Here is a 23,661-nt window from a genome sequence, read left to right on the forward strand (position 1 = left end):
AGCGTTCATCCTGAGCCAGGATCAAACTCTCCAATAAAGTTAGTTTGTCTAGCATCATAAAATAAAAATTGACGTTTCACGTTGTTTGTTTCGTTCAGTTTTCAAAGAACTGCTTCGTCGCTCAGAAGCGACTTTATTAATATAACATTTCGTTATATTTTCGTCAACAACTTTTTTCAATAAGTTGTTTTTCGTTTGTTTTGCTTGTTACCTTTCGTGGCAACGAATATAAATATACCAGTTTGATTATTAAAATGCAATAGTTTTTCTAATAAAATTTTTAACTTAGTAAAAAAGTATAAAAACAGCACTTTTCTTCTATATAAATATAATTTCTCCCAACATCGACATCTAATGCCCCGCGTTCATACTCAAATAAAAAAAGCTTTGGAGAAATCTCCAAAGCTTAGTCTTGTTTATGACGCATAGCAGGGAATAATAGTACGTCACGAATAGATGGTGCATTCGTTAATAACATAACAAGACGATCAATACCAATTCCTAGTCCACCTGTAGGAGGCATACCATACTCAAGAGCTTCAATATAATCATCATCCATCATGTGAGCTTCATCATTACCTTGTTCGCGTTCTTTTAATTGTGCTTCAAAACGTTCTTTCTGATCGATTGGATCATTTAATTCAGTGAATGCATTTGCATGTTCACGTGCAACAATAAATAATTCGAAACGATCTGTGAATCGTGGATCTTCGTCATTCTTTTTCGCAAGTGGCGAAATTTCTACCGGATGACCGTAAATAAATGTTGGTTGGATTAATTTATCTTCTACTTTTTGCTCGAAGAATTCATTAATAATATGACCAACTTCCATTGTATCCTTAATTTCTACATTATGTTCTTTTGCAAGTTCACGCGCTTCTTCTACACTCATCGGATTCCAGAAATCTGCTCCAGAATGTTCTTTAATTGCATCTACCATATGAAGACGTGTCCATTCTGGTTCTAGATTAATTTCATAATCACCATACTGGATTGTTGTTGTACCTAGTACTTGCTTCGCGATATGAGCAACCATATTTTCTGTTAGTTTCATAATATCTTTATAATCAGCATACGCTTCATATAATTCAATCATCGTAAACTCGGGATTATGACGAGTTGATACACCCTCGTTACGGAATACACGGCCAATTTCATAAACTTTTTCTAATCCACCCACAATAAGGCGTTTTAAATGAAGTTCAATTGCGATACGCATATATAATTCCATATCTAACGCATTATGGTGCGTGATGAAAGGACGCGCAGAAGCTCCACCTGCAATTGCGTGCATCATAGGTGTTTCCACTTCAAGATAACCATTGTCATCTAAGTATCTTCTCATTTCACGGATGATTTTACTGCGAGTAACAAATGTTTCACGGCTTTCCATACTTGTAATTAAGTCTAAGTAACGTTGACGGTAGCGTTGTTCAACATCTTTTAACCCATGATATTTATCCGGTAATGGACGAAGAGATTTCGTTAATAGCGTAAAGCTCGTTGCTTTCACCGAAAGTTCTCCAACGTTCGTTTTGAAAATTTTACCTTCAATACCTACTAAGTCACCTAAATCTGCTGTTTTAAATAATTCGTACTCTTCATCTCCAACAGCATCTTTACGAACGTAAATTTGAACTTGTCCATGTAAATCTTGAATATGTGCAAATCCAGCTTTTCCTTTACCGCGTTTTGTCATAATACGACCAGCAATAGAAACAGAGATTTCTTTCTCCTCTAATTCTTCTTTAGAGAACTCTCCATATAGGCTTAACAATTCATTTGTTGCATTTGTACGTTCAAAACGTTTACCGAACGGATCGATCCCTTGCTCACGTAAATTATGTAGCTTTTCACGACGAACAAGCAATTGGTCGTTTAATTCTTCGTGGTTCATGTTATCCATGGTATTGATATCACTCCAGCTCTATTAATTTTTACAATATATACAGTATAGCATTTTCTACTCAACTAGAAAAACTGCCAGCAACTAACTGGCAGTTCTTCTTTCTTTCACGTAATTATAGGAAGTGTATAGAAGAATGTCAATCTTCCCTTCCTATTATTAACTAACGTGAATTGTTTGTTGTTTCGCTTCTACTTCTTCTACAAATGTACCTAATACATTCGCAAGGTCTTCACGCGTATTACAAGCATTGATACCATTACGTACAGTTGCATTACCACGAATGCCCTTTAAATACCAAGCTGCGTGCTTTCTCATCTCTCTTACAGCGACAGTTTCATTCTTTAAATCGATCAGACGATCTAGATGCAACATACATACGTCAATTTTCTCACGTACTGTCGGTTCTGGCATTAATTCACCCGTCTCTAAATACTTTACCGTACGATAAATCATCCATGGATCTCCAAGGGCAGCGCGGCCAATCATAACACCATCTACACCGATTTCATCAAGCATACGCTTTGCATCTTGTGGCGTTGCGACATCACCATTTCCGATAACCGGGATATTTACAGCTTGCTTTACTTGTTTAATAATATCCCAATCCGCTTTTCCTTCATACATTTGTACTCGTGTGCGCCCATGAACTGCTACCGCTTGTCCACCAGCACGCTCAACAGCCTTCGCATTCTCGATTGCGAAAATATGATCCTCATCCCAACCAATACGCATTTTAACTGTAACTGGTTTTTCTACAGCATCTACAACTGCCGCTACCATTTCATATATTTTATTTGGGTCTAAAAGCCACTTTGCTCCTGCATCACACTTAACGATTTTTGGTACTGGGCACCCCATATTAATATCAATGATGTCTGCTGTCGTATATTGATCTACGTATTTCGCAGCATCTACAAGAGTTTCTTTCTCGCCACCAAAAATTTGTAAACTTAATGGCTTTTCTCTCTCATCAATATATAGCATATCTAATGTTCTTTTATTGTTCAGTAGTATCGCCTTATCACTTACCATTTCAGCACAAACTAGGCCTGCACCGAATTCTTTTACTGTCAAACGGAATGCAGAGTTACACACTCCCGCCATCGGTGCTAATACAACCGGATTTTTCATCTCAATATTTGCGATTTTTAACACTCGATTTACTCCTTCCTTCATGGTCACTTTGGCATTAGCTCATCTATCGAGACCTTTAATGCTTTAGCAACTTCCACTACAAAGTCTTGGGAAGGCGATCGATTCCCTCGCTCAACTTCACCTAAAACAGATACAGATACCCCTAATTCTTTTGCAAAACCTTCTTGCGTGTAACCTTTTAGTTTTCGAAAAGCACGAATGCGTCTTCCCCATTTTTCTGCTTCCATACCGTTACTCCCTCTCGCCTTTTCATTTCTTCTACTTGTGAACGTGAAATGTTTTGTTTTATATCTTGATTAATCTCTAACAACGGAACGATAACAAAAGCTCTTTCGAACATCCGCGGATGCGGAACAATAAGATTCTCTGCTTCAATATTTTCTTGATTATATAGTAAAATGTCAAGGTCGATAGTCCTAGGTCCCCACCTAATTTCCCTTTTTCTTCCTAGATCATTTTCTACTTTTTGCGTTACTTTCAATAATTCTTGCGGTGATAAATTGGTAGAAATTTTTATAACTAAATTTAAAAAGCAACTTTGGTCAGTATAGCCAACCGGTTCCGTCTCATATACAGACGAAACATCCTCAACTTTGATATAAGGATTTTTATTCAGAAACTGAATCGCTTCAGTTAAATACGTATAACGTTCTCCAATATTTGAACCTAATGCAATGTAAGCTATATTATTCATGGACGTTCTCTCGTAATTTCTACCGCTACAGCACGATAATGTCCCGGTATCGGCGGATCTGGTTTAATTACCTTTATCGTACATCTTGAAATACTCTCATATTGTTTCAATATATCTGTAGCAATATTTTCAGCAATACTCTCTACAAGCTTATATGTTCTATCTTCTACAACTTTCCTACATAACTCGAAAAGTTCTCCATAATTAACAGACTGCTCTAAGTCATCACTTTCTCCCGCTCGCTTCAAGTCCAATTCCACCGTTAAGTCCACTTTAAATCTCTGGCCCAATTTATTTTCCTCTGGGAATACACCATGATAACCGTAAAACTCCATATCATGAATATAAATTTTATCCAATTACTTTACCCCCTTACCAATCATCGCATCCATCATCTTAGCCATACGCGCCATTTCCTTCACATCATGAACACGAACAAACTCACAACCCTTTTCAATACCAAGACAAACGGTAGCTCCCGTCCCCTCAAGACGTTCTTCTACCGGTAAATCTAGCACATGCCCAATAAAGGACTTTCTCGAAGTACCTAAGAGAACTGGATAACCTAGTACGTTTAACTGTTCTAAATTACGCATCGCTTCTAAATTTTGTTCAGGCGTTTTAGCAAAACCGATACCTGGGTCTAAAATGATATTCTCATCTCGCACGCCAGCATCTTTAGCAATTTTAATACTGTCATATAAGTCAGCAATCATATCAGCCATTAAATTACGATAATTCATATTATCGCGATTATGCATTAAGATAATAGGTACATCGTAATGAGCTGCAACTTCAGCGATTTTTGGTTCCGCCTTCGCTCCCCAAATATCATTAATAATATGAGCACCAGCTTCAATTGCTTGCTTTGCAACTTCCGCTTTATACGTGTCGATAGAAATAGGCAATTTCACCTCTTTTGAAACAGCCTGAATCATTGGAACAACTCGTTTTATTTCTTCTTCCACCGATACTTTAGCAAAGCCCGGACGAGTAGATTCGCCACCAATATCAATAATATGAGCACCTTCATCTCGCATTTCTTTCGCGTGGCGTACTGCAGCATCTACCTCGTTGTAACTCCCACCATCAGAAAACGAATCTGGTGTTACATTTAAAATCCCCATAATTAACGTTTTTTCATTTAAGTTCAATGTATATTCGCCGCAGCGCAAATCATAATCCCACTCCAAACTACACATCTCCTCTTCGTAATTCATTTCTGCTCCACAATTTCTCTCTCTGCATTTCATAAAGATTCATAAACCTTTTTGTAACCAAACCTACTTTACCCGGGAAATCTCGCCCCTCTATACGATTAAGCGGAACAATTTCTTGAATCGAGTTTGTTACGAAGACTTCATCGGCTGAAAGTAATTCATTTTTTGTAAAGAGACCTTCCTTTACTTCTATACCCATCTTTTCAGCAACCTTTATAATAAACGCACGAGTGATACCATTTAAAATCCCCGTTTTTAAAGAAGGTGTATATAAAATATCACCTTTTACAAAAAAGAGATTCGAAACAATTCCCTCTGCAACATAACCTGTTTCAGTAAGGAAAATACCTTCCTTATTCACAACATTGCCTATTTCGCGTTTCCCCAAAATGTTATTTAAATAATGGTGAGACTTCAAGCGAGATGCACCCTCTGGTGTATTTCTCACTTGATTTAAGACAACCCCTTCTTTTTCCACTACATCTCCCGGGGCCGCTAAAGGTTTTATAAAAACAATAATAGACGGCTCTTCATACATTTCTGTTTGCAATCCAATTTCATCTATACCCGCCGATACATTAAAACGGACATACGCATGCTCTAATTTATTCTTAACGAGTAAATTCTTCAAAATAAGCATTACTTCATCTTTCGTCATCGACCATTTAATTTGCAACGTATCCAGCGCATTTATTAAACGGTCATAATGATCATCCAATAAGAAAGGATGACCGTTATAAATACGAAACGTCTCAAAAACTCCAAGTCCATATAAATAACCGTGGTCATATGGCGAAATTCTCGCTTCACCCGCTTCTACATACTGACCATTTACGTAAATTAACATGATGTCACACTTGAACTATATTTACGAATGAAGTTCTGCAACAGCTCTTTCCCATGAGAAGTCATAATAGATTCCGGATGGAACTGTACACCTTCAATCGGTAATGTTGTATGACGAAGCGCCATAATTTCCCCTTTTTCTGTCCAAGACGTTACCTCTAAACAATCAGGTAACGTCTCTTTCTTAACAATAAGGGAATGATAGCGCGTCGCGGTAAACGGATTAGGGATATCCGAAAAAATCGTCTTCTCATCATGATGCATAAGCGATGTTTTCCCATGCATTAATCGCTCTGCACGGACAACCTCTCCACCAAACACTTGCGCAATAGATTGATGCCCAAGACAAACCCCAAAAATCGGAATTTTTCCAGCAAAGTATCGAATAACCTCCATACTAATCCCTGCCTCATTCGGACTACATGGACCTGGCGAAATCATTAAAAAGTCTGGTTTCATATTCTCAATATCTGAAATAGTCACTTCATCGTTACGTTTAACAACAAGATCTTGTCCAAGTTCTCCAAGAAACTGTACTAAATTAAATGTAAAAGAATCATAATTATCAATCATTAATATCATTTCTCTCACCTAACCGTTTCTTCGCTACGTTCTTTTGCACGCCATAAAGCAATCGCCTTTTTTAACGACTCTTTATATTCATTTTCCGGATTTGAATCAATTACAATTCCCGCTCCTGCTTGTACATGCGCTTTTCCATCTTTAGCAAGAAGTGTCCTAATCACGATATTCAATTCTGTATCTCCAGAATAACCAATCCAACCGATTGAACCTGTATAAATCCCTCTGCGAACAGGTTCTAATTCTTCAATAATTTCCATCGTACGTATTTTCGGGGCTCCAGTAATTGTCCCCCCAGGGAACACAGCCTTCACTAAATCAAAAGCATCTTTATCTTTTTCCACCTCACCACGCACATTAGAAACAATATGCATAACGTGTGAGTATTTCTCAATTACCATAAATTCATCTACTTCTACAGTGCCATATTTACAAACACGCCCTAAATCATTTCGTTCTAAATCCACAAGCATAACGTGTTCTGCTCTTTCTTTTTCATTCTCAATTAATTCTCTTGCCAACTCTTCATCCTCTTGCTCATTCGCTCCTCTAGATCTCGTTCCAGCAATCGGTCTTGTACTTACTTCAGTTCCTTGTTTCTTAATTAACAACTCCGGCGATCCACTAACAATTTGAAAATCCCCAAGCTCCAAGTAACCCATATATGGAGATGGATTAATTTCGCGAAGACTTGTATAAATTTCTAGTGGATGTGTTTGTAACGTTCTTTCTTGTCTTGTTGACAAGTTTACTTGGAACACATCACCAGCCCCAATATATTCTTGAATACATTCAACTGCCTTCATAAAACCTTCTTCAGTAAAAGCAACTGCTTCACTTTTCTTTTCAGGGCACGCAAACGGCATAGTCACTTCTGGCGCTTCTGTCGTCCAAAGAACCTTCCATTCATTTAATCGTTCTTTTGCCTCTTCATGCTTATCTACATAATGTGTAATAATCCATAATAATTTTTCTTCTTGATCATACACAAATACATCATCAAATAATAAAAAGAATATATCAGGTATATTAATATCATCCTCCGCAAGAGAAGGAAGCTTTTCAATATAACGGATGCAATCATAACTAAAATAACCAATTGCACCACCTTGAAAAGGCGGGTATTCCGGATTATAATCCGTTTTCCATCGCTCCATATATTCCTGCATTAAATCTAATGGGTTTCCTTGCTTTATTGTTTCCTTACCACTTTCACTTATATGTAACGTTTCACCCTTCCCTCGGATTACCGCTACCGGGTTTAACCCCACAATGTTATAACGACCGCCACGCCCACTCTCTAACAAAATATGTTGCGGTTTATCCTTAGAAAGAAATTTATATTGCTTAAAGAAATCTAACTGATATGGAATAGAAAGCGCTAAAGATTTTCTTCGTTGCATATCAACACCCCGTCTTCTTTTATCCCACCCTTTTAGATTAATCATTTCAAACTACATGTGTTATGTATATGGAGAATGATTATCCTCGAGGGCTAGTGAAAATAAATTAATTATACTACCTCTTATTTTACATGAAGTTTTCTAGTCATTCACTCTTTTCCTATTTCCAATCCAAAAAGAAAAAGCATCCTTTTTCAAGGATGCTTTTTCAATCACATATAATTAAGACTCAAATTGATAAAGTGGTGTACTTAAATAACGTTCACCGTTACTTGGGATAATAACAAGTACCTTTTTCCCTTTGCCTAACTTTTTCGCAATTTCTGTTGCTGCATAAATAACTGCTCCAGAAGAGATACCAACTAGAATACCCTCCTCTTTCGCCACTCTTCTTGCATATTCAAACGCTTGCTCCGTTTTCACTTGAACAATTTCATCATATACTTCTACATCCAATGTCTCTGGGATAAATCCAGCCCCAATTCCTTGGATTTTATGTGGACCTGGTTTCCCACCAGATAATACTGGTGAATCCGCAGGTTCTACTGCATAAATTTTAATATCTTTATACGCTTCCTTCAGCACTTCACCAGCACCAGTAATCGTTCCACCCGTACCAATACCTGCAATAAACGCATCTAATTGGTCGCCCATTTGTTCAACAATTTCTGGACCTGTTGTTAAACGGTGAATTTCTGGATTCGATTGGTTTTTGAACTGTTGTGGTATAAAGTAACCATTCTCTTTTGCTAATTCAGTCGCTTTACGAATTGCTCCACCCATTCCTTCAGGACCTGGAGTCAATACTAATTCCGCACCATAAGCACGTAATAAATTACGACGTTCAATACTCATTGTTTCTGGCATTACTAAAATTGCCTTATATCCTTTAGCAGCTGCTACCATCGCTAAACCAATTCCTGTGTTACCACTTGTCGGTTCAATGATTGTATCGCCTTCTTTTAATAATCCTTTTTTCTCAGCATCTTCAATCATAGCTAATGCAATACGATCTTTAACACTGCTCCCTGGATTCATAAATTCTAATTTTAAGTATATATCTGCGCTGTCTGATTCTACGATGCGGTTCAACTTAACGATCGGCGTTTTCCCGATTAATTCTGAAACTGATTGTGCCACTCGCATTCCTGTCACTCCTAACACCGAGTATTTTTATTGGTTTTATCTATATTTAGATTTTGTCAGAAAATTCCCTGTTTGTCAATGTATTTAGAGGGGGAATTGCCTTATTACAAATTCTCAATTAAATTTGTAATATCTTCTTTAGAGAACTTGTATCGCTCATTACAGAAATGACAATGAACTTCTGTTTCTTCTTCTTCTTCACGAACTTGCTCTAACTCCGTTTTACCTAAACTAATTAACACACTCTCGATACGTTCGCGAGAGCATGTGCAATTAAATTGAACATCCATCGTTTCTAATACTTTTACCTTATCTTCTCCAAGGACTGCATACAGTAACTCTTCTGGAGAAAGCCCTTGTTCGATCAATGTTGATACAGGAGGGATCTTCTGTAAACGCTCTTCAATGAATGAAATTGTTTCTTCCTGTGCACCTGGCATAATTTGAAGAATAAATCCACCCGCTGCTAATATGCTATCATCTCCATTTACAAGGACACCAACACCTACAGAAGAAGGCGTCTGCTCAGAAACTGCAAAATAATATGTGAAGTCTTCTCCTAATTCTCCTGAAACAATTGGAGATTGACCAATAAACGGCTCACGCATACCAATATCTTTAATTACCGTTACAAATCCTTCAGTACCTACCGCCTGATATACACGTAATTTCCCTTGTTCTGTTCCTTCAAAGTCAACATGTGGATTCGTTACATAACCACGCACATCCCCATTTGCATGAGCATCTACTAAGATAGGACCAATTGGACCATTACCTTCTACCTTAATCGTTAGCTTTTGGTCACCTTTTAACATTGCACCCATCATTGTACCTGCAGTTAAAGAACGACCAAGTGCCGCTGAAGCTGTTCTCCATGTATCATGACGTCTTTGCGCCTCACTTACCGTATTTGTAGTACGTACACTATACGCACGCACTTCACCATCAAACGCTAACGCTTTTACTAAATAATCTTTCATACTTATTTATTCACCTTTCTCATGCTGTAAATTTGCATTACGCTCGTATAACATATACAAACCTTTTAATGTTAAGAATGGATCTACAACATCAATTACATTCGATTCTTCTGAAATTAATTTCGCTAATCCACCTGTTGCAATAACTTTTGGTTCTTGTTTAGCTTCCTCTTTCATGCGCTTAACAATACCTTCCACTTGTCCAACATAACCATAAAGAATACCAGATTGCATCGCACTTACCGTATTCTTCCCAACAACACTGCTTGGTTTTGTAATTTCAATACGAGGAAGTTTTGCCGCTCTACTATATAAAGCCTCTGCTGAAATCATAATTCCCGGTGTAATAACGCCACCCATATAATGCTTTTCTTCGTTAATATAACAATATGTAGTAGCCGTACCAAAATCGACAATAATAAGCGGACTTCCATATAAGTGAATTCCTGCTACTGCATTTACGATTCGATCCGCACCTACTTCACGTGGATTTTCATATTTAATATTTAGCCCTGTTTTTATTCCAGGACCTACTACAAGCGGCTTAATTTTAAAATACTTTTCACACATGCGCTCTAAAGCAAACATAATTGGTGGTACGACTGAAGACACGATAATACCTTTTACATCTTCAAACGAAAGACCCTCATGCTCAAGCAACTGTTTTACAAGCATTCCATATTCATCTTCTGTCTTATGACGATCTGTTTCCATGCGCCAATGTTGACGAAGTTCCCCCTCTTCAAACACGCCCAGTACAGCATTTGTGTTCCCTACATCCAATACAAAAATCATATTCTCACCACTTATCTTATTTAATCTATATTTGTGCAGTATGTATAAAACTTATAAAAACATCATATCACACATACTTATATAATCAGCTTTTCTGTCCTCATCATTTTACAAAAAGATTACTCCCTATTTCAATTTTTAATACCAGATTTATTTAAATTCTTTTTCTACTTCATTTCGTTACACAAATAAAAAAAAGGAGTGACCACCGTCACTCCTTCATTTCTTACTTATCTTCTGATTCTTCATCATCCTTCTTCATGTTGATGTTTACTTTCACATCAGCTGAAGATGTTGGACGTTCTGGCAATCTGCCATAATCACATAAATGATTGATTTGCTCAGCATCTAACGTTTCTACTTCAAGTAACGTTTTTGCAATAAGATCTAACTTATCACGATTTTCAGTAAGAATGTCTTTTGCACGAGCATAACATTCTTTCATAATCGTTTGCATTTCCACATCGATGTCGTGTGCAATTGCATCACTGTAGTTTTGTTCTGAATGGAAGTCTCTTCCTAAGAACACTTGACCACCTTGTGAGCTACCAAATTGCATTGGTCCAAGCTTATCACTCATACCAAATTCCGTTACCATACGTCTTGCAATGCCAGTCGCACGTTGGAAGTCGTTGTGAGCACCTGTACTCACTTCACCAAATACAATCTCCTCGGCTACTCGACCACCAAGTAAACCAGTAATTTTATCAAGTAACTCTGGCTTTGTCATGAAGTAACGATCTTCTTTCGGAAGCATTACTGCATATCCACCAGCTTGACCACGAGGGACAATTGTTACTTTATGAACGACATCTGCTTCATCAAGAACAACACCAATTACAGTATGGCCTGCTTCATGGAAAGCAACGATATTACGTTCTTTTTCAGAGATAACACGACTTTTCTTAGCCGGACCTGCAATAACACGATCCGTTGCTTCATCAATGTCACTCATATCAATTTTCTTCTTATCTTGACGCGCAGCTACTAACGCAGCTTCGTTTAATAAGTTTTCAAGATCGGCACCAGAGAATCCCGGTGTACGAGTTGCAATTGCTCTTAAGTTGATATTCTCATCAAGCGGTTTATTACGAGCATGTACTTTCAGTACAGCTTCACGGCCATTTACATCTGGACGATCTACTGTAATTTGACGGTCAAAACGACCTGGACGTAATAATGCTGGGTCAAGAATATCAGGACGGTTTGTCGCAGCGATGATAATAATACCTTCGTTTGCACCGAAGCCATCCATTTCAACAAGTAATTGGTTCAACGTTTGCTCGCGCTCATCATGGCCACCACCAAGACCTGCACCACGTTGACGTCCTACTGCATCAATTTCATCAATGAAAATGATACAAGGAGCATTTTTCTTTGCATTTTCGAATAAATCACGTACACGTGATGCACCGACACCGACGAACATCTCTACGAAGTCAGAACCACTGATAGAGAAGAACGGAACGCCTGCCTCACCTGCAACAGCACGTGCTAATAAAGTTTTACCTGTACCTGGAGGTCCAACTAATAGAACACCCTTCGGAATACGGGCACCAACTTCAGCGAACTTACGAGGATCTTTCAAGAATTCAACTACCTCAACAAGCTCTTGTTTCTCTTCATCCGCCCCAGCAACATCTCTGAAACGAACCTTTTTCTTTTCGTCATTATATAACTTCGCCTTACTTTTCCCGAAGTTCATAACACGGCTACCGCCGCCCTGAGCTTGGTTTAACAAGAAGAAGAATAAAATGAAGATAATAACAAACGGAATGATAGAAGTAAAGAATGTTACCCAAGCACTTGTTTCTTCTGCTGGTTGATACTTAACTTCAGCACCTTGCGCTTTGTCATTAATTTTCTTTTGTAATTCCTCAGTATTTGGTGCGTAAGTAACAAATTGTTCTCCTTGGCTAGAGTTGTTAAATTGTCCTTTTACCTCAAACACACCATTTTTCGGTTGAAGTTGCACATTACGAACTTCACCTTTTTCTAGTTTAGTAATGAATTTATCGTAGCTAACTGATGTCGTTTTTTGTGTCGAACCATTAAAATAGCTCACGATTCCAATTACTACTAGGAATATCAGTAAATAAAAGATGGTATTACGGAAGATACGATTCATTCCTAACCTCCTCTCACGGCATAAACACTATAGTAAATCGTAACATAGAAAAACTTTCCTATACAATTGTGACGCCTGTATTTAATTAATTTGAGTAAACGCTTGGTTTTAATACTCCTACATAAGGAAGATTACGGTACTGCTCTTTATAATCTAATCCATACCCTACAACAAATTCATGCGGTACAGTAAATCCAACATAATCCGCTTTCAAATCCACCTTACGGCCTGTTGGTTTATCTAATAACGTAACAATTTTTACAGACTTCGCTTTACGATATTTAAATAGGTCTACTAAGTAGCTTAGCGTAAGACCACTATCAATAATATCTTCAACGATTAAAATATCGCGACCTTCTACAGAAGTATCAAGGTCTTTTAAAATTTTCACTTCGCCTGTTGAAACAGTTGAGTGACCGTAACTAGATACAGCCATAAAATCCATTTCAAGATATGTATCTGTTCTCTTTAATAAATCTGCCATGAATGGCATTGCACCCTTTAGTACACCAATCGCAAGAGGTACTGTATTTTTATAATCCTCTGCAATAATTGCACCTAACTCGAGCACCTTTTCTTGTATTTGTTCTTCAGAAATTAATACTTTTTCGATATCTTGATTCATCATTTCATTATCCTCCCGGAAGACTCCTTGCTTTTGTAGTGAATAATCATATATTTATCTTTCTTTGTTACCTCTTTCGAGATAGCAAATGCAGATCGTTTCAACAAGGGTATCCAAATAATGTTCCCACTTGCATCACAAACGACCGGCCATTCTTCTCTTTTTTCTCTTGGTACTTTCGCTTCGATAAAAATAGCTTTTATCTTTTTGGTGCCATTCATACCTTGTATTGACATGCGATCTCCATTTTCTCTAGAACGAATACGAAGTGGATATGATATATCATTATACTTAGCAACAAAAACTGTTTCATTCATGTTACTTGGTATATCTTCGCTCACCTCTGTTACAAGCTTATCCCCGTTCGATAGCGTAATTGTCCCGGGCACTGATAAATCTTGTAAAAAAGGGGAAACAATTTCTTGTTTAAATCCAAAGCTGCACTCCTCGTATGCGCGAACAATTTTTAAATCACCTGGGAAATCAAGTGAACCCGAAGGTTGTGTCCGCTTAAAAAACTCAATCACTTTGTCAATATGTATAGAGGAAAGAGAAGATGGAATCTTATATTCATAAAGATAGTTTAATATTAGTTGAATCCCTCTTCTTTGTAAAGGCATAGACATGGATTCAAAGGCAGGAATTGATAAGCTAATTTGTTTATCACTTTTTTTTGTAATTACTTTATTCATTTTCTCAAAAGCTAATTCCTGCAAATACGCCTCATCCTCTTGCATCTGCATGCTAAATTTTTGGAACTTCTCATGCACTTGTGGATTTTCTTCTTTCAAATGAGGAAGAACATATTTACGTAATCGATTCCTTGTATATACTTCCTTTTTATTACTTGGATCTATACGAGGAATTATTTTTAACTTATGACAGTAATCAACAATCTCTTCCTTCGTTACTCCAAGTAACGGCCTAATTAAATACCCATTATGAAAAGGACGCTTCACTGCAATGCCGGCATATCCTTTCGGAGTACTCCCTCGTACAAGGCGCATTAAAATTGTCTCTACTTGATCATCACCATGATGTCCAAGAGCTACATACCTCGCATCATATTTCTTCATTATTCTTTCCAAAAATGCATATCTGCATTCTCTAGCAGCAACTTGTGCATTCATCCCGTATTGCTGTTGATATTGCGACACATTAATCCTTATCGTTTCGCAAATAACTCCTAGCTCTTTACAAAGGTCTTGCACAAACTGTAGGTCCTCATGAGATTCATCACCTCGAAACATATGATCCACATGCGCCACTACAATCTCAAACTGTTTTGCTGCTCTTTTTTCTAACAAATAATATAGAAGAGCCACAGAGTCAGGACCACCAGAAACACCTACAACAATTGTTGAGCGTTCCTTTAATACATCATGCTGCTTTACAAAGTCATCTACCTTTTCAACAAATGTATCTTTCAACTTCGTAATCACCTTTCATTAAACAAGAACAGCAACGTTAGTTACCTTGTTTATAATGGTACAACTTTTACAAACATTGTGCAAAAAAAAGATATACAAAAATTACATTTTTATCTTACATCATTCGTACATATTCACAAAAATAATAATATTATCTTTTAAAGCAAAAAAACCTAGGCATCCACCTAGGTTTTTAGAAAGAAACATCATATTTCAAGTTTCACTTTATTGCGCTTGCATTCCTACAATTGGAATGGTAGCCCACTTCGGCATATTTTTCTTCACTTTCGCTACTACAATAGTCATATCATCATTTATATAACCATCGCCAGATCGAATCACCTCTTCCATAATGATATCAGCAATTTCTTGCGGATCTTCAGTTTGTAACTCTTTAATTTTCCGCTTCATCCATAATTCATGATTCTCCACATGCTGCGCGCCCTCAAAAATCCCATCACTCATCATAATAAGAATATCACCTGTTTTTAATTGCTCACCCACTACATCAACTTCAACATCCTCAATAATTCCCATTGGTAAATTACTTGCTTCGATTTTCAAAATATTATTTGCACGTTTAACAAAACTCGGCGTCGATCCAATCTTTAAAAACTTCGCACTCGCATCCCGCAAATCTACCATAGCTAAGTCTAATGTCGTAAACATCTCTTCTGTTGTTCTTAAAGAAAGAATAGAGTTAATAGATTTAATCGCTATCTCCTCATCAATGCCTGACTGAAGTATTTTTTGTAATAATTTCACTGTTTCTTTACTCTCCATATGAGCTCTTTGCCCATTTCCCATGCCATCACTAATTGCAAGGGCATATTTCCCAACACTTAAATCCATCATTGCATAAGAATCACCCGAAACAAACCCACCGCCTTTCGCGGCTGTGGCCAAGCCGGTATCAAGGGAATACGTTTTTGCTGAACCAAATGATATTAAACTGTGGCCGTTCGGATAAGAAGATTTTTCTTCATGTTTCACAACTATGTTTTCCTTCAGGATATCAGAAAGCATTGGTGCAACTAATTTTTCACACTCTCCATGTTCATTAGATGCAACTGGAATCAACATTTCAATATCAATACTTCCTCTATCTAAACAATAAATATCAACATGCTCTATTTCTACACCAAAATCACGAAATGCTTGCAGAATCTGCTCTTCCTGTACTTGATGATTTTCTCTTTCTCTTTGTATCTCCTTGGCAAAATCCTCCATAACTTTTGATACACCTAACAATTGCTCCGCTACTATTCTACGATTTTCTTTCATTTGTTTTCGTAATTTTTGTCCCTCATAGAAATGATCTAATTCACCTGCTACTAAATCCGTCACTTTCTTTCCTCTCACACAATGCTTGTCCCATTCACGAACTAACTTCCGATTATGCTGCAGAGTTCCTTCTTCTGTTTCGCTCATTATTTGTTTCATATAATCGTACGTTTTATCGAAATTAACTACCCAGCATTGGTCCTTTTTAAAACATGTTTGACATGTTTTTGCAGTAATTGTACTTAAAAACAAATCTGCCTCCGTCTCTTTATCTTCCGCCTCCACATATCCATATACAGAAAAGCTATTAGATAAAGCAGCAAATACATTGGCAAATTGATTGATTTTATTCGCTGTAACATCACGCATCCTTCTTAAATACTGTTGTTGATCTTGCGAATGCTCCTGTGTGCCTGGCATAAATTTAGCAATACGATCCATAACAAGTTTCGGTGTTAATAAAAAGAAAGCAATCGCCACACCAGATTCAATTAAAGTTGTCACAATGTTTGTTTGCTTGTCTACATATAGCGTAATCAAGCTTGTCCCAATTAATAAACCTAAACTAACACCTAAGCGTTTCCCTTCTTTTAACAAACCACCGAGCAATCCAGAAAAAGCAAGCAGACTAAGTTGGGACAAACTAGAGACATTTGCTAAACTTAATATTAACCCAGTGACGACCCCTACTGTAGATCCTGTAGCCGCTCCTGCGATAAACGCAAACACAAGCACTAAATACCTAGTAAAAATATGTTGAATAGAAGCATCATATATGAACCAATCTGTTGTACCAGTTAAAACAGATGCTAGTAATATAATTAAACAAACAATTTCTTCTGTCTCTAACGCTTGTTGTTTCCCTTTTCTTTCTACTAAAAGCGGGACACTTTGTAAAAATATCATAGTTAATACGAAGCTAAGCCCTGCCTCAATCGTACTAACGAGTAAATCGTACATGGTAACAGTTTGTTGTGCAAAATATACGACAACTAAATGTGCAGTTAATGCGGAGATAAATACTTGGAATGGTACAAGTCCAACAGTTTTACGTGTAAACCGACTAAAGAAGATATTATAAATGAAGAAAGTAAAAATAGATGCAAAGGTAAAGAATAAATTATCTATCGAAACTGAAAGTGCGCCCCCCATTAGGGCCAAGAACGCGAGCGGCATTTTATCCCGCTTCATAACATAAACAGCAGCAAAAAACGGCAGTGCAAACGGTAAAATGTTTGTTAATATATATGCTCGTCCCAAAAGAAAACCAATAACAACAATAATAAATCCCCATCTAAAGAAAACTTGCTCAAACTTCATTCGCAACTTACTCGTCCACTTTACTCCTCCAAGCTGACCTTCATTCATTGCCAATGTACTTGTATTCATAGTATTCCTTCCTGCTTTAGGCATATTTTTAACACCACCTGCATAGTTTAATTACTGTCATTATAAAAGATGATTATTGGGATTTTTGTCAAAACAACAGTTTTCACTTTTATAATCGTTCGACTTTTTATTCGAAATAACTCTACATATATACACAGTATGTATTTTATTTTTAATATTTTAATCGAACATTCAGAAAATATAGGGTGATTTTGTAGAAGTGTTGTATGTCTTAATTTATTTAACAAAAAAAGATCATGCGCATTTGCATGATCTTTTTAGATGACCCGTACGGGATTCGAACCCGTGTTACCGCCGTGAAAGGGCGGTGTCTTAACCACTTGACCAACGGGCCGTTAAATTAAATATAGCGGCGGAGGGGATCGAACCCCCGACCTCACGGGTATGAACCGTACGCTCTAGCCAGCTGAGCTACACCGCCATGTCGTCTTATTTAACGGACAATTAGTATCTTACCTCAGATATAATTTAAAGTCAACACATCTTGAAAACTTTTTTAAAAATATATTTTCACATATAAAAAAGCACCCTGAGCAATCGCCCTGGGCACCTCTCTATATTCTAAGAATTAAACGTTCTTATTATCCGCGACGTGCGCCACGGCCACCACGTTTAGATTCAGTGTTACGCTTTAAAGAAGTTAAACGATCTTCGCTATCCTTTAAGAAACGTGCCATCTTTTGCTCGAATGTTTCTTTTGGAGCACGGTCGTTACCGCCACCACGGTTATCTCTGTTGAAAGAACGATTACGTTGTGGACGTCCAGAACGTTGTTGATCACCACCGCGTTGGTATTCACCACGTGGACGATCTCCTTCTGTTTTTTCACGCTCTTTCGCTTTTTTAATAGATAGACCGATCTTACCATCTTTTTCAACGTTAATAACTTTTACTTCTACTTGGTCGCCCACTTTTAAGTGATCGTTAATATCTTTCACATAATTATCAGCAACTTCACTAATATGAACAAGACCCGTTAAGCCTTCTGGCAGCTCCACAAAAGCCCCAAAATTTGTAATACCTGTTACTTTACCCTGTAACTTGCTGCCTACCTCGATTGACATAAAAAAAATGCTCCTCCTTAGTGGTTAAAAAGTCAAATTTTACTTTATTATATATAATCCTAAAATATAGTGTCAATAAGACATACTCTACTTAGAAACAGGAAAAATTATCTCCCCTTTTCCAGAGAAGAAATAATCCCTTCTAGCAATCTTTAATACGTACTCTTCATCATTTAACTTTTGAACTTCGTCTTTTAGACTCTTTTCTTTGTTCGTTAATGAATCCAGTTCTTTTTTCATGTCCTTAACTTTTGCTTCTTTTGCTTTAATGGAACTGTTTTGTTGATAAAACGTTACACTAATACTCGCAATAATTGTAAAAGCAAAGACAAGAAAAACCGCTAAACGGCGATAAAGTCGCTTCCTGTTCTCATCCGTTTGTATTATATGCTCTTTAACAGGATTTGGACTCTGTTTTTCGATTGTTCTTTGTCTCAGTTCCCTCATTTCCGAGGTCCCCCTAACTTCTTTTTTATACGCTCCCATAATTGGAAGATATGTCCCTTCAATTTTGCTATATATTGCAGGAACCCTACATGCTTCATTATAAAAAGTTTAACACGATTAGGGAGAAGTTTCCATATGAGCGAAGCAATAAATCGAACAGGCCAGAAAAAAACTTTCCATATGAAAAGTAATATCCAAATCACCATTTTCCATAACACATGTCCAATTGAAAGCAGTATACGAAATAAGAATAATATAAATGCAATAAATAGCTGCGCTATAATAATAACAGGTTTTATCATGAGTAGCTGTATAATTTGAACAAAAAAGTGTGTTGTTTGCACAAAAATATAGATGAGAAAATTTAACAGTCTCATGTATATTGCTTTCAACATGCTTTGATATGCCGCAAAACCACATAATAATGCTAAAAATACATATATACGTAGTTCAGCTTCATTTACAAGAAGCAATACGTAAAAAACGAATAATGCTTGGACAATCCAAAATAGTATATCATGTATAAATACAATCCAACGCTTACGTTCTTGACGTTTTAAAAATCGTTGGTATGTATCTAAAGACGCTCCAATCCAAGCACCCATTCCGATCATTGAGAGCATCGTATACAACTGAATTGTTAGACTCATTTAAACAACTTACTAAAGAAGCCTTTAGTTTTCTCCCCTTGATTCTCATCAATATACAGCATCTCATGAACTTTCCCTTTAATCGATACAACACCTTTTTCTACATCTAAATTTTTCATTTGCAAATTTTGACCACGAATTGTTAAAAAGCCCATTACAGTCTCAAGTAAAAACTCTTCGCTATCAAAACTCTCTACCTGCTTTACACCGGTAATATCAATTACACGTCTGCCACGCATAATAATATCATGCTCTACAGAAACATTTTGTTGATTAGAAGACATAGGTGAGTAACCATTATTCACGTAAATCCCCCCATACATTTATACTAGCTAATAGTAATGTATGAAGGGATAATCGATTTTAGAACAAGCCTTCTTCGGCCTTTACTTTTTCTTCACGAACTAAGCTATACATATTTGCTGCATCTTCTTTTTTAGTCGTTTCTTTCAATTCATTTATTTTTACAGTTACTATTTTTTGACCAAAACGAATTGTTAATTCATCAGCTACTTTCACATCCGAACTTGCTTTTGCCACTTGACCGTTAATGGATATTCTTCCTTGATCAGCTACTTCTTTCGCCAATGTTCTTCTTTTAATTAAACGTGATACTTTTAAAAACTTATCTAGACGCATATTAAATCCCCCTATTAACGCTCTGTTTGTTTTGCCTCTTCCCAGAAAACATCTAACTGCTCTAATGATAAATCTTGCATCTCTTTATTCATTTCAGCTACCTTTGCTTCCATGTATAAAAAACGACTGACGAATTTCTCATTTGTTGAACGTAACGCTTCTTCTGGATCTATTTTATAATGACGAGCTATATTAACAAACGCAAATAGTAAATCGCCAAATTCACTTAACATCTTCGCCTCATCCATATTTGCGACTTCTTGTTGGAACTCTTGCCATTCTTCTAAGGCTTTCTCTATCATCGGCTGTACATCCACCCAATCGAAACCAACCTTACCAGCTTTTTTCTGGATTTCATAAGCGCGTAGTAACTGCGGCAAACTTTTTGGAACTCCATTTAAAACAGATTCTTTTACAAACCCTTTTTCTTGTTTTTTAATTTCTTCCCAATTGGCAATTACTTCATCGGCATTATTTACATCCGTATTCCCAAATACATGCGGATGACGACGAACCATTTTCTCAGATAAAGTTCGAATAATATCATCTATAGAGAACCAACCTTCGTCCTCTCCGATTTGGGCATGAAGCATAACTTGTAATAATACATCACCTAGTTCTTCTACTAAGTGATCATCATCCTCTTCATCAATTGCTTCTAACACTTCATACGCTTCCTCAATTAAATACTTCTTTAAAGATTGATGTGTTTGCTTTTTATCCCACGGGCAACCATTTGGACCACGAAGGTCTGCAATAATTTCTCGAAGTACATCAAACTGTTGATATAAGGACTCACGTTCCTGAACTGGTGGTACATATACACTCGTTAAGTTATTCAACTCCGTTTCATGATCTAACATGTACAACGGCACCTTTTTCACTTGCTCAAATGAAGTCCCTGCAGCTGTTACGATATACACTTCATAATCATCTGGCAGCATCTCCATTAATGTTAATTTCACATCTGATGCAACGAATGCGTCATATACTTGGCAAAAGATTAAGTGTTGACGTAATTCTAATTGTCCTCTTTCAAATGATGTGGCGTCAATTAATTGGAACCCTTCAATCGGATCAATCTTAAGACTTGCAAACATAGGATCAAGGAAACTTTGCCCACCTTCAATTCGCACTTCAACATTCGCTATCTCGCCTTTTTCCAACAGTAGTTGAACCGTTCTTTCCGCTACAAGCGGATGCCCTGGAACAGCATAGATGATTTCTGTACCTTCAGCTTGTTCTAACAATGTATTCGCAATTGTTTCATATACAATTTCAAATGTATCATGCGCTTCATATACATTGTCAAAGGCAGTATATTGTATACCTTCTTTCTCCAACTCTTCTATAACGGGATGTTCCTTCGTCCTAACAAACATGTGATCTGCTTCTTTTATTTTTCGATATACACCCATCGTTAACTGATCTAATTCACCAGCACCTAATCCTAAAATAGTAATGATTCCACTCACAACCTGCCACCTCTATCCACTCTTCTTCAATGAACCTTCTTTTTTCTCTTTTTTCATAACGGTTCCTATTTCCGCTTTTGTAAATACACGTAATTTTAAAATTAAAAACATATATGCCAATCCGCCGATGGCTACACCTAACAACGCCTCAAGTGTTGCAACACCTCTATGACTTGTATCCATTACTAATCCAGACATTTGCAATACACGCATAAACATTATTAGTACAAATCCCATACCGATACCACTAATAACTACACCTAACATATTCCGTTTGTCGATAAGCGATTCGGATACAGCTCGCATAAGTAATACACTATTTAGTATAGAAATTACAATTAACGCAACTAGCGTTGCAATTGCAGCTCCCTTCACACTAAAATACGGCATTAATATATAATTTAAAGCTAACTTTAAACAACCGCCAAATATAACGAATATTGCTGGTTTTAATGTTTGTCCTAACCCTTGCAAAATAGAAGCAGTTGTAATCGACAATGAACTAAATAAAATAGATAAAGATAAAATAGATAAAACATCTGACCCATCACTATTTTCAAACAACATAATATTCGTAGGCTGGATAATACAAGTTAATCCAATGGCTGCTGCAAATCCGATAACAAATGTTATTTTCATCGCTAGCCTTACCTTTTCTCGAATAAAGGTAAGATCTCCTCTTTCCTTCGCTGCTGTAATAATTGGAATAAGCGACAACGAGAAGGAAGTTGTCACGACAGTACCTAATTGCATAAGCGGGATACTTCTGTCATAAACACCTTTTAACACCTTTGCACTTTCAGCTGGCTCTCCTGCTCCAATAAGTAAAGAATAGAAAGAAATAGAATCAGCCATCTGTATAAAAATAAGCACTAAGTTACTAACACAAATTGCTAACCCCTGCCAAAACAGGATTTTTATAATCTTCTTTTTCCCTTTAATCCTCTTTACACTTTTGAAGAATATAGAACGAAAGTCATGACGCATATAAAGTATAAGTACGATAATCCCAATCAATCCACCTGCGATTGAACCGAGCATAGCACCTGCACCAACTGTATATAAATCAAATTCGTGAGCAATTAGGAATAGAGATAAAAATACAATAATAGAAACACGAATCGTTTGTTCTATCACTTGCGAAACAGCTGTTGGCATCATATTATTGAACCCCTGGAAATATCCTCTTGCTACAGATAAAAACGGCATCAATATGAATGAAAAGGAAATAACGCGTAATAGCTTATCTAAGTGTATATCGCCCATAGCTATCGCAATTGCTTCGGCACCAAAGAACAATGTAAAAAATCCTATGAAACCAATCCCTAATAAAAACCAAAAAGATACACAAATAATTTCTTCTGCTTCTTGTTTTTTCCCTCGCTCTAATCGTTCCGCAACCATTTTTGAAATTATAATGGGGAACCCATAAGTAGCTAAAATTAAACAAAATCCATAAAACGGATAAATTTGTTGGTAAATATAAAAACCAACGTCACCCGCTATATTTTGATATGGAATACGGTAAAAGGCGCTTAATACCTTTGTAACAAAACTTGCGATTGTTAATATAATAGCCCCACGCCAAAAGGCTTGATACTTCTTCGATTCCATGCAAGAAAACTCCTTTTTCTATTCTCACCCCTCGTATTATATCATAAAGAAAAGGACAAGCTTCCTTACCTACACCAGTAACAATACATTCGTGTAACGCTAGAAATATTCAATGAAAAAAGGTAGCAAAACGCTACCTTCATTCAATATACATATATCTCCAAA

General features: G+C 36.8%; 23 protein-coding genes and 2 tRNA genes. All 25 read right to left on the reverse strand.

All coding sequences use genetic code 11. From position 1 onward, the window contains the following. Positions 1-406 precede the first annotated feature (406 nt). A complete protein-coding gene (lysS, locus tag ACTFRS_RS27885; protein ID WP_016716244.1) occupies positions 407-1,906 on the reverse strand; it encodes a lysine--tRNA ligase in 1,500 nt (499 codons plus the stop codon). A gap of 159 nt (positions 1,907-2,065) precedes the next feature. Then, positions 2,066-3,064, reverse strand: a complete 999-nt coding sequence (gene dusB / locus ACTFRS_RS27890; RefSeq protein ID WP_139869794.1) for a tRNA dihydrouridine synthase DusB — start codon at positions 3,062-3,064, stop codon at positions 2,066-2,068. A 23-nt stretch (positions 3,065-3,087) separates the two neighbouring features. Then, a complete protein-coding gene (locus ACTFRS_RS27895) occupies positions 3,088-3,291 on the reverse strand; it encodes a helix-turn-helix domain-containing protein (RefSeq protein ID WP_000387027.1) in 204 nt (67 codons plus the stop codon). Then, positions 3,243-3,758 (reverse strand): 2-amino-4-hydroxy-6-hydroxymethyldihydropteridine diphosphokinase, encoded by a 516-nt coding sequence (gene folK / locus ACTFRS_RS27900; protein ID WP_001059445.1) that lies wholly within the window; start codon positions 3,756-3,758, stop codon positions 3,243-3,245. The genes ACTFRS_RS27895 and folK overlap by 49 nt, the downstream gene beginning before the upstream one ends. Further along, positions 3,755-4,117, reverse strand: a complete 363-nt coding sequence (folB, locus tag ACTFRS_RS27905) for a dihydroneopterin aldolase (protein ID WP_139869793.1) — start codon at positions 4,115-4,117, stop codon at positions 3,755-3,757. Before folB ends, folK begins: the two co-directional genes overlap by 4 nt. Continuing rightward, positions 4,118-4,978 (reverse strand): dihydropteroate synthase, encoded by an 861-nt coding sequence (gene folP / locus ACTFRS_RS27910; protein ID WP_139869792.1) that lies wholly within the window; start codon positions 4,976-4,978, stop codon positions 4,118-4,120. Further along, on the reverse strand, positions 4,953-5,825 hold the full coding sequence (gene pabC / locus ACTFRS_RS27915; protein WP_139869791.1) for an aminodeoxychorismate lyase: 873 nt from the start codon (positions 5,823-5,825) through the stop codon (positions 4,953-4,955). Before pabC ends, folP begins: the two co-directional genes overlap by 26 nt. Beyond that, positions 5,819-6,406, reverse strand: coding sequence for an aminodeoxychorismate/anthranilate synthase component II (gene pabA, locus ACTFRS_RS27920; protein ID WP_440025859.1), 588 nt, complete (start codon positions 6,404-6,406; stop codon positions 5,819-5,821). Before pabA ends, pabC begins: the two co-directional genes overlap by 7 nt. 5 nt (positions 6,407-6,411) lie before the next feature. Then, positions 6,412-7,809, reverse strand: coding sequence for an aminodeoxychorismate synthase component I (gene pabB, locus ACTFRS_RS27925; protein WP_139869790.1), 1,398 nt, complete (start codon positions 7,807-7,809; stop codon positions 6,412-6,414). A 222-nt stretch (positions 7,810-8,031) separates the two neighbouring features. Further along, positions 8,032-8,955: a cysteine synthase A gene (gene cysK / locus ACTFRS_RS27930; protein WP_001261701.1), complete on the reverse strand. Its 924-nt coding sequence runs from the start codon at positions 8,953-8,955 to the stop codon at positions 8,032-8,034. A 104-nt stretch (positions 8,956-9,059) separates the two neighbouring features. Next, entirely contained in the window at positions 9,060-9,935 is an 876-nt protein-coding gene (gene hslO, locus ACTFRS_RS27935; RefSeq protein ID WP_000656366.1) for a redox-regulated molecular chaperone HslO, read from the reverse strand. A 6-nt stretch (positions 9,936-9,941) separates the two neighbouring features. Further along, on the reverse strand, positions 9,942-10,730 hold the full coding sequence (locus ACTFRS_RS27940) for a type III pantothenate kinase (RefSeq protein WP_000578367.1): 789 nt from the start codon (positions 10,728-10,730) through the stop codon (positions 9,942-9,944). Positions 10,731-10,956: 226 nt separating this feature from the next. Further along, positions 10,957-12,858 (reverse strand): ATP-dependent zinc metalloprotease FtsH, encoded by a 1,902-nt coding sequence (gene ftsH, locus ACTFRS_RS27945; RefSeq protein ID WP_001079658.1) that lies wholly within the window; start codon positions 12,856-12,858, stop codon positions 10,957-10,959. Positions 12,859-12,943: 85 nt separating this feature from the next. Further along, positions 12,944-13,486 (reverse strand): hypoxanthine phosphoribosyltransferase, encoded by a 543-nt coding sequence (hpt, locus tag ACTFRS_RS27950; RefSeq protein ID WP_000981838.1) that lies wholly within the window; start codon positions 13,484-13,486, stop codon positions 12,944-12,946. Further along, entirely contained in the window at positions 13,483-14,913 is a 1,431-nt protein-coding gene (gene tilS, locus ACTFRS_RS27955; RefSeq protein ID WP_139869789.1) for a tRNA lysidine(34) synthetase TilS, read from the reverse strand. Before tilS ends, hpt begins: the two co-directional genes overlap by 4 nt. Before the next feature lie 225 nt (positions 14,914-15,138). Further along, complete coding sequence (gene spoIIE / locus ACTFRS_RS27960; protein ID WP_139869788.1) at positions 15,139-17,610, reverse strand: stage II sporulation protein E; 2,472 nt, start codon at positions 17,608-17,610, stop codon at positions 15,139-15,141. 259 nt (positions 17,611-17,869) lie between these two features. Continuing rightward, positions 17,870-17,941: transfer RNA gene (locus ACTFRS_RS27965), tRNA-Glu, on the reverse strand. Positions 17,942-17,954: 13 nt separating this feature from the next. Continuing rightward, a tRNA-Met gene (locus ACTFRS_RS27970) sits at positions 17,955-18,028 on the reverse strand. 160 nt (positions 18,029-18,188) lie between these two features. Next, complete coding sequence (locus tag ACTFRS_RS27975) at positions 18,189-18,671, reverse strand: S1 domain-containing RNA-binding protein (RefSeq protein WP_000021452.1); 483 nt, start codon at positions 18,669-18,671, stop codon at positions 18,189-18,191. 87 nt (positions 18,672-18,758) lie between these two features. Next, on the reverse strand, positions 18,759-19,118 hold the full coding sequence (gene divIC, locus ACTFRS_RS27980) for a cell division protein DivIC (RefSeq protein WP_001208736.1): 360 nt from the start codon (positions 19,116-19,118) through the stop codon (positions 18,759-18,761). Further along, a complete protein-coding gene (gene yabQ, locus ACTFRS_RS27985) occupies positions 19,115-19,768 on the reverse strand; it encodes a spore cortex biosynthesis protein YabQ (protein WP_000059762.1) in 654 nt (217 codons plus the stop codon). Before yabQ ends, divIC begins: the two co-directional genes overlap by 4 nt. Continuing rightward, complete coding sequence (gene yabP, locus ACTFRS_RS27990) at positions 19,765-20,073, reverse strand: sporulation protein YabP (RefSeq protein WP_001059101.1); 309 nt, start codon at positions 20,071-20,073, stop codon at positions 19,765-19,767. The genes yabQ and yabP overlap by 4 nt, the downstream gene beginning before the upstream one ends. 58 nt (positions 20,074-20,131) lie before the next feature. Beyond that, positions 20,132-20,407 carry an RNA-binding S4 domain-containing protein gene (locus ACTFRS_RS27995; protein WP_001234876.1) on the reverse strand — a complete coding sequence of 92 codons (276 nt, stop codon included), beginning with the start codon at positions 20,405-20,407 and terminating at the stop codon, positions 20,132-20,134. A gap of 14 nt (positions 20,408-20,421) precedes the next feature. Continuing rightward, on the reverse strand, positions 20,422-21,882 hold the full coding sequence (gene mazG, locus ACTFRS_RS28000; RefSeq protein ID WP_139869787.1) for a nucleoside triphosphate pyrophosphohydrolase: 1,461 nt from the start codon (positions 21,880-21,882) through the stop codon (positions 20,422-20,424). 12 nt (positions 21,883-21,894) lie between these two features. After that, complete coding sequence (locus ACTFRS_RS28005) at positions 21,895-23,496, reverse strand: putative polysaccharide biosynthesis protein (RefSeq protein ID WP_139869786.1); 1,602 nt, start codon at positions 23,494-23,496, stop codon at positions 21,895-21,897. Between the last annotated feature and the right edge of the window lie 165 nt (positions 23,497-23,661).

Source organism: Bacillus cereus group sp. MYBK139-1, assembly GCF_051916915.1.
Taxonomy (GTDB): domain Bacteria; phylum Bacillota; class Bacilli; order Bacillales; family Bacillaceae_G; genus Bacillus_A; species Bacillus_A pacificus.

Coding starts and splice junctions, on each gene's coding strand:
- divIC (WP_001208736.1), bottom strand. CDS start 19,118: ATGAGGGAACTGAGACAAAGAACAATCGAAAAACAGAGTCCAAATCCT.
- pabB (WP_139869790.1), bottom strand. CDS start 7,809: ATGCAACGAAGAAAATCTTTAGCGCTTTCTATTCCATATCAGTTAGAT.
- ACTFRS_RS28005 (WP_139869786.1), bottom strand. CDS start 23,496: ATGGAATCGAAGAAGTATCAAGCCTTTTGGCGTGGGGCTATTATATTA.
- folP (WP_139869792.1), bottom strand. CDS start 4,978: ATGAATTACGAAGAGGAGATGTGTAGTTTGGAGTGGGATTATGATTTG.
- pabA (WP_440025859.1), bottom strand. CDS start 6,406: ATGATATTAATGATTGATAATTATGATTCTTTTACATTTAATTTAGTA.
- lysS (WP_016716244.1), bottom strand. CDS start 1,906: ATGGATAACATGAACCACGAAGAATTAAACGACCAATTGCTTGTTCGT.
- hpt (WP_000981838.1), bottom strand. CDS start 13,486: ATGATGAATCAAGATATCGAAAAAGTATTAATTTCTGAAGAACAAATA.
- ACTFRS_RS27995 (WP_001234876.1), bottom strand. CDS start 20,407: ATGCGTCTAGATAAGTTTTTAAAAGTATCACGTTTAATTAAAAGAAGA.
- ACTFRS_RS27975 (WP_000021452.1), bottom strand. CDS start 18,671: ATGTCAATCGAGGTAGGCAGCAAGTTACAGGGTAAAGTAACAGGTATT.
- spoIIE (WP_139869788.1), bottom strand. CDS start 17,610: ATGCCTAAAGCAGGAAGGAATACTATGAATACAAGTACATTGGCAATG.
- ACTFRS_RS27895 (WP_000387027.1), bottom strand. CDS start 3,291: ATGGAAGCAGAAAAATGGGGAAGACGCATTCGTGCTTTTCGAAAACTA.
- hslO (WP_000656366.1), bottom strand. CDS start 9,935: ATGAAAGATTATTTAGTAAAAGCGTTAGCGTTTGATGGTGAAGTGCGT.
- pabC (WP_139869791.1), bottom strand. CDS start 5,825: ATGTTAATTTACGTAAATGGTCAGTATGTAGAAGCGGGTGAAGCGAGA.
- ftsH (WP_001079658.1), bottom strand. CDS start 12,858: ATGAATCGTATCTTCCGTAATACCATCTTTTATTTACTGATATTCCTA.
- cysK (WP_001261701.1), bottom strand. CDS start 8,955: ATGCGAGTGGCACAATCAGTTTCAGAATTAATCGGGAAAACGCCGATC.
- folK (WP_001059445.1), bottom strand. CDS start 3,758: ATGAATAATATAGCTTACATTGCATTAGGTTCAAATATTGGAGAACGT.
- ACTFRS_RS27940 (WP_000578367.1), bottom strand. CDS start 10,730: ATGATTTTTGTATTGGATGTAGGGAACACAAATGCTGTACTGGGCGTG.
- yabQ (WP_000059762.1), bottom strand. CDS start 19,768: ATGAGTCTAACAATTCAGTTGTATACGATGCTCTCAATGATCGGAATG.